Source organism: Candidatus Micrarchaeota archaeon (assembly GCA_021163225.1).
Taxonomy (GTDB): Archaea; Micrarchaeota; Micrarchaeia; order Anstonellales; family JAGGXE01; genus JAGGXE01.
Genome location: JAGGXE010000020.1, coordinates 1 through 7,090, shown reverse-complemented (window position 1 = coordinate 7,090; position 7,090 = coordinate 1). Strand labels below are relative to the sequence as shown.

The following is a 7,090-nucleotide window of genomic DNA, read 5'->3' as shown; positions in this document are numbered from 1 at the left end:
GGAATACGCAGAACCTTTGAGCACGCGTACTTCATCGGTTGCCGGGTCATTACTGTTGCAGATGACAAAGGAAAACCCTGTCACGGTTAAAAATGCTGTTGACAGATTCTACAACGAATTGGATAGACTGACAAAAGAGGGATACAGCAAAGAGCAGGTACTTATCATGAAGGAAAGGATAGGAAACATTAAATCAAGAATAGACGAGGAGTATCACAAACTCAAGGGAGGAGTGACGGGTAGAGAAAGGAAGGGGAAAGAAAAAACAACCAAAGGTAAAAAGAAAGTGATACATTTTTAAAACAGCAATACATACGATGATACATTTTTAAACGTGAATTAACACAATAAATACATGAAAACCGTTCGAAAACTCCGTCGTATCGCTACGGTCGCGCTCCTGGTCGGAAGCGGTGTAGTTGGAGGAACGTTTATAGGTTACGGCATAGCTTCACAGTTTTACCGCGGCAAATTGAACACGTATCAGTGGAGGATAGAAAAAGAATTCACCGAATTTAAAAAGAGAATCGAGCTCTTGGAAAGACGTCAGAACAGACTTCAAGAAAAGGTGGACTCGTTGAGTTCGGAAATAGGAAAAACAAACATCGATGTAGCGAGATTAGACGTCAGACTGAGAAGGCAACAGTTTGCAGAAAGTGACAGAGGCGTTAAAGGTAGAACCGGTGGTTCGGGTTACCGTAACTGGGTGAAGAGGAGGAAACAGAAGGAAAGGGAGTACCGGATGGCGTTGGAACGATGGAAGAAGAAACCATGGATTGTACGTATATTTACGCATAAACCTGACCCGAAAGATTACGGGTTAAACGGCTATGAAAACTAGAGATGACGTAGGGATTCATTTCGCAAGCATAGGAACGGAAAAAGAACTAACGATATGATTAAAAAGATTTACGTTGTAGAAGCAAATGTCACACTGTGAGAGGTGAATACACATGAGCGTCAAAAAGATAGCCTATATACTTTTAGGTTTGGTAATACTTGCAATAGGGGTCGGAATAGTATACGTGTGGCAGGATGTTTTCATACCTGCTCTTAAAACTGTTATCTTGGCTTCGATACCTCTGATATTGGCATTTCTGGGAGTGTTATTCCTCTTAATAGGTTGGGCTTATGAAGAACCGATAGAGATATCCAGGGAAGAGATCGAGAAGGAACTGAAAGAGATCGAAAAAGAGGAATCGGAAAAGGCATCTCTTGAGGAGGAAGAAAAAACTGTTATGGAAAAACCAGTAAAACGAACCGCTAAAAAGAAGAGAAAGACAACACGGAAAAGAAAAACCAGGAAGAAAAAGTAAAAATCGCTTTTTTCGCATTCATCATTTTATCTTCAAACACGGCCATCAATACCGGCGATATGACCACTTTTAAGTTTGTCCGGTATGACGTTAGGGAGGGACAAAAGGTTTGTTTAAAACCTGTTATTACCCATCTTGGAGAGAAGTCGTTCGACTTCGGTTTTGATGGGACCCGACAACTCCAATTCTCCGGGGTTGAGAAAACCGTGGACAATCAATGAAACAGCATCTTCGCGGGTTAATCCCCTTGTCATTATGTATTCAACCTCGGTTTCTGCAATCCTACCTATAGCGGCTTCGTGGGATAGTTCGGCGTCTTTGTACAAAGAAATCAATTCTGGAACCGCTCGGACGTTTCCGTCACCTAACATCATCGTATCGCATTCGTTATGTCCGCGTGAGTTGTGACCGCCGATGATCCTGCCGCGGACTATCAAATTTCCTTTTTCAAAAACCGCACGGGTAACTATTTGGCCTGAGGCGTTGTTTCCCAAACGTAACTCTGTGCCCAGGTCGATGTCAGAACCAGAAACGTAGAGTAAAGAGGTACTCTTCACAGAACTGTTGTCATCAGCAATAATGAGGGGTATCGATTGAAGATGGGCTTGACGTCTAAGATTGATATAATTGAAAACGAATTTACTGTTCCTCCCAACATGGACCACAGTTCTCGGATAAACCTTTGTGTTCTTGCCCCAGTCATGGATCATCGTGTAATTAAGATATGCATTATCTCCTACCACGATCTCGGTGATGGACCGATGCTCTCCACCGAGCGTGCCGGGTGATACTGTGCACCCTGTCAAAAAGGTTGCATTAACACCTTCGTCAACGCGTATGAAATTGTGTAACCTTTGGACACGGTCACGATGAACTATCATGCAACTTTGTACCGGTAACTCCACATCTTCGGTATAATGGACGTACATCCCTGCAGGTTCGTTGTTCAGTACATCCCGGACTATCGGGTCGTTACCTATCTCCTCTATCAATCTACCCATGCTATCATCGGTAACCGCTCGTACATCTTTGATGGTGACCCTGCCTTCGTACGTTTCTGTCAACATCTGAAAGATAAGGTCTTGGTTTTCGATCAGAAGGGACGGATTATCCAAACCCATCTCTGCAACCTTATTCAATATCTCATGTGTCCGGTCTGTTATCATGTCATACCCCCTCAACCCGTCCGATGGACGCGTGGATCATATTTTCTCTACAGGTATACGGTCGGTGCATTCTCTACATGCCGAGTATCCCTTTTCCATTATAGTTGTTATCACAAAATCAGGGTCTGGGTAACAGTAGGCGGTGTTATCCAAAATGACGCAGGCTTTGTCGGCATGGAAATGGTTGAGTATTGCAGCCTGATGAGTAACGATGATCCCGGCAGTATCCGTGTTTGAAAAATATTTTGTTAAGATTCTACCGATAAGTTTAACGCTCTCGACATCTACCCCGGAATCGATTTCATCCAACAAGAGCAAACGCGGTCTCCTGATCAATGCCTGAAGAACTTCTAACCGTTTCCGTTCACCTCCGGAGAAATTTCTATTGACCTCACGTGTCAGATAATCGGAAAGTTTTAACTCTCTGATATACTCATACATGACTTCTTCGGGGACATTGGAGATTCTTTTGAGGAATCGTTCAACTTCCACACCTTTAAGAGTAGGGGGGTCCTGATAGCCCAAGAATATACCCTTTTCTGCGCGTTCGGTTATCGACAATCTGGACAGTTCTAATCCCAGATATTTTACATCCCCTAACAAATCGTACCCTTCCAAACCCATGATCGCTTTCAGCAGGGAGGTTTTCCCAGACCCGTTGGGACCGAGAAGAACGTACACCTCTCCAGGTTTCAGATGTAAACTGATGTTAGATAACAACTTATTACCATTAATTTCAACGTACGCATCGTTCATAGACAAGACGTAACCGTTCCTCAAACCTCCAGCAACCAAACTAATACACCCCCGTAGGTGCCTTTGTGAATAATTCTTTATAAATCTAACTCTCAGAGTTGTAGAATGTGGGAAGAAAGGGAGTACAAGAAGGTCAGTTATCTTGGAGATATGGGAAATAAACTGGCAAGATATGATTTATGAAAGGATAAATTTTCGGAGGTTGGTAAGAGATAGGGAAATTTCCACAAGTTAGGTGTGCTAATATTTATAAAAACTTTTAGGGTTATCTATTTCGATGGAGATGTTCGGAAACAGAGCAACACGTCTAAACAACAGATTGAAAAAACTTGACAAACTCGACCTGTTCTCGATAGCCAAACTTACCGCTGATGAGGTATGTAAACTGGCTAAAACAGACCCGGATAAGGGGTTATCACATTCCGAAACGCTCGCCCGTTTGAAGGCGTACGGTAAAAACGCGATCCAAACATATTCGAAAAAATGGTATGAGGTACTTGTCGAACAATTCGTATCCCCGTTGGTAATAACGTTGATAGCGGCCGGGTTCATAACATTTTTCTTTCTCAACGATATCAACGATAGTCTGCTGATTTTCATATTGGTTCTGGTGAACGGGATCATAGGATTCTTTCAGGAGTACAAGGCTGAACGCATCATCAGTAAACTGATGAAACGTATCGCGCCCAAGGTAGTAGTGATGAGAGACGGTAAACCGATAAAAATCAGCAGCGATTACTTGGTACCTGGAGATATACTGTTACTGCATACGGGCATGAAGATACCTGCAGATGCGAGGGTCATAGAATCCGATAGGTTATCCGTTAACGAGTCTGTCCTCACTGGAGAATCCGTACCAAAGGATAAGATAAGTTCAGCGGTTGAAACGCAGTATTTGGGTGACCTCCATAATATGGTGTTTGCAGGAACATTGGTCACAAGGGGTAAAGGTAAAGCCGTGGTTGTCAAAACAGGTATGGATACACAACTCGGTAGAATAGCAAACCTGGTAGCACGTACCGAACGCGAAACACCGCTCGTTAAAACGATCAGACACCTCGCCAAATCCCTAACTCTTGTAACGCTCGCCATAACCGCGATCGTGTTTTTGGTCGGTTGGGCTCAGGGGAGGGATATCGTAGAGATGTTTGAGACCGCTGTCGGGTTGGGTGTGGCTGCGATTCCCGAAGGATTACCGGCAGTTGTTACGGTAGCGCTCACTATAGGAATCAAGAGAATGGAGGAATGCAAGGTCCTGGTACGTAGACTGGTCTCGGTGGAATCCTTGGGGAGAACGGATATCATATGCGCGGATAAGACAGGTACACTCACTAAGAATGAGATGACGGTGAAAGAGGTTTTCATGGATGGTAAACAGTTTGAAGTGACAGGAAGAGGGTACGATACCGAAGGTGAGATAATAGGGATCAAAGAAGCGCATCCGTCTACATCCAAGTTCTTTGCCAGGATTGCCAAACATTGTAACGATAGCGGATACGACCCTGAAACCGGTCAAACCTACGGTGACCCTACAGAAATCGCACTCAAAGTTTTAACCTACAAAATGCCTTGGCACGAGGTAGACCAACCGCGCGTGGCTACGTTGGAGTTCGATTCAAAACGTAAACTTATGTCTACCATACACAGAACGAAGAAAGGGTATGTGCAGTACACAAAGGGTGCCCCGGACATACTGATAAAGAAGTGTTCGCGAATACTGAAACACGGAAAAGTGCGAAAGATGACAGATGAAGACCGTCGAGAGATAAAGGAAGCGTTCGATAACATGTCAAGAAAAGCGTTACGGGTCATCGCACTCGCCTACAGGGAACGCAAAACCGTTGAGTTCGACGAATCCGACCTGGTGTTCGTGGGTCTTGCCGGTATGTTCGATCCACCGAGGGAAGGTGTTAAAGAAGCGATTCGTATGGCACAGGACGCCGGGATCAACGTTAAGATGTTGACCGGCGATTATATAGAGACCGCTACGGCAATAGGCGGTCTGCTGGGAATCAGCGGTAGGGCTCTGGACGGACCGCAGATAGATACTATGAGCGATGATGAACTTGAGGAAGTGCTTAAGGATGCGAACATATTCGCAAGGGTATCGCCCGAACATAAACTCCGGATAGTGAACGTGTTAGAGAAGAGGCATACTGTAGCGATGACCGGTGACGGTATCAACGATGCGCCGAGTTTGAAAAGAGCGAGCGTTGGTATAGCTGCAGCCGATGCAACGGATGTTGCACGCGAAGCCGCAGATATAGTGATGATAGAGGACCATTTCAAATTCATTGTCGATGCTATAGAGGAGGGACGACGGATATACGATAACATAAAAAAGTTTGTCGTCTATCTTCTCTCGAGCAATATTGCCGAAGTGATGATAATATTCTTGGGTATGATGATGGGATGGCCGCTACCGTTAACGATGGTCCAACTGCTCTGGATAAATATCGTTACCGACGGTCCTCCGGCACTCGCACTGAGCGTTGACCCGCCGGCACCGGACATTATGAAAAGGAAACCGTTGAGTAAAAACACTCCTTTCCTCGACAGAAAGGCATGGATCAAAATGTTGACGGTAGCGTCGTTGATAGCTGTAACGGGTTTGGCACTGTTCGGTATCTACATAGACAAGGGTATACTGACCGCCAGAAGCGTGTTGTTCACGAGCGTAATAATTCTAGAATGGGTACGTGTGGCAGCGGTAAGAAAGGAGTATGGTCTGTCAATGTTCAGTAACCGGTACCTGATCGTAGCACTGGTCTTCGGATTAACCCTTCAACTGATGATTCTGTATGTGCCGATAGCCAATGACCTGTTCGGCACAACACCGATAGGAGCCGTGGATTGGTTGTACATCCTGATCGCTGCATCGGTCGTTTATGTGGTAAATAGATTTATTATAGATAATGTTGTGGACAGATTGATGTAAAAGAGGTGCACTCCATGGAGAAAAAGAAGGGACAGGCGGCGATGGAGTATCTGCAGACACACGCGTGGTCGATACTTGCAATCTTTGTTGTACTGTCGGTCCTTGTGATACTCATCCGGATCATAATGATGCCTAACTTCTGTCTGTTTGATGACCAGACGTTTGCGTGTTCTGTGCCAACGACACCCATCGTTAGTCGGTCGACCGGAGAGATCAACGGGTTCCTGAGGAACAATCTCGGACGACCGGTTCGTCTGATGTACGCAACTTGCACAGAGGAGACGGCCAGCACCCTGAGGTACGACATAGCGGTCCCCTCACGACTGGATAAACCTCTCGGAGACGGTGAAACGGTTACATTGCAGAATGCGTTTCCTGGGTTGAGATGTTACAGCTACGGAAGCCCTGTGAACACTACTTTCACAGCAGGTTCGAGAAAATTCAAAGGAAATCTTTACGTATGGTATAGATATCCAGAGGAACCGAATTATTATCCGTTACATTTCAGTCATGCCGCCCTGTTAATAGACATAGTGGATTCCAACTTTTCTGTCTGCGGTAACGGTGTGTTAGAGGTCGGGGAACAGTGCGATGACGGAACTGCGAACGGAGTACCGTGTACTCCTTCCTACGGACCGGACGGCGGATGTACCTACTGCTCCGATTCATGCACCATCGTCACGCTCCCTCCCGCCGGAATATGCGGTGACGACATAATACAGGCACCATTCGAACAGTGCGAGAACGATTCACATTGTCCGCCAGGTTACATCTGTCAGAACTGTTCGTGTAAACGTGTGCCTAAAGGATGTGTCGATTATAACAATGCGTGGGACGGTATGCCCGAACCGTTCGGTAGCGATAACGGGATGTGCGAAGACGGTGTTTATACGTACAATGACTACTGCGAAGTG

General features: G+C 45.4%; 7 protein-coding genes. 5 read left to right on the top strand and 2 right to left on the bottom strand.

The genetic code is table 11. The features are described 5' to 3' along the window. From J7K41_01615 to J7K41_01605, 3 genes are all read left to right on the top strand, one after another. On the top strand, positions 1 to 301 hold a 301-nt coding region (locus tag J7K41_01615; protein MCD6549390.1), incomplete at its 5' end, for a hypothetical protein. Positions 302 to 355: 54 nt separating this feature from the next. Continuing rightward, the gene (locus tag J7K41_01610) at positions 356 to 841 is read left to right on the top strand and encodes a hypothetical protein (protein ID MCD6549389.1); all 486 of its coding nucleotides are present in this window, start codon (positions 356 to 358) and stop codon (positions 839 to 841) included. A gap of 112 nt (positions 842 to 953) precedes the next feature. Continuing rightward, on the top strand, positions 954 to 1,316 hold the full coding sequence (locus J7K41_01605; protein MCD6549388.1) for a hypothetical protein: 363 nt from the start codon (positions 954 to 956) through the stop codon (positions 1,314 to 1,316). Between the two features lie 113 nt (positions 1,317 to 1,429). Here J7K41_01605 and J7K41_01600 read toward each other — a convergent pair whose 3' ends face one another. Further along, the gene (locus J7K41_01600; GenBank protein ID MCD6549387.1) at positions 1,430 to 2,482 is read right to left on the bottom strand and encodes a SufD family Fe-S cluster assembly protein; all 1,053 of its coding nucleotides are present in this window, start codon (positions 2,480 to 2,482) and stop codon (positions 1,430 to 1,432) included. Positions 2,483 to 2,518: 36 nt separating this feature from the next. Further along, complete coding sequence (locus J7K41_01595; GenBank protein ID MCD6549386.1) at positions 2,519 to 3,277, bottom strand: ATP-binding cassette domain-containing protein; 759 nt, start codon at positions 3,275 to 3,277, stop codon at positions 2,519 to 2,521. Between the two features lie 238 nt (positions 3,278 to 3,515). Here J7K41_01595 and J7K41_01590 point away from each other — a divergent pair, with 238 nt between their 5' ends. After that, on the top strand, positions 3,516 to 6,176 hold the full coding sequence (locus J7K41_01590; GenBank protein MCD6549385.1) for a cation-transporting P-type ATPase: 2,661 nt from the start codon (positions 3,516 to 3,518) through the stop codon (positions 6,174 to 6,176). A gap of 14 nt (positions 6,177 to 6,190) precedes the next feature. Beyond that, the coding region (locus tag J7K41_01585; GenBank protein MCD6549384.1) for a hypothetical protein at positions 6,191 to 7,090 on the top strand (900 nt) is incomplete at its 3' end.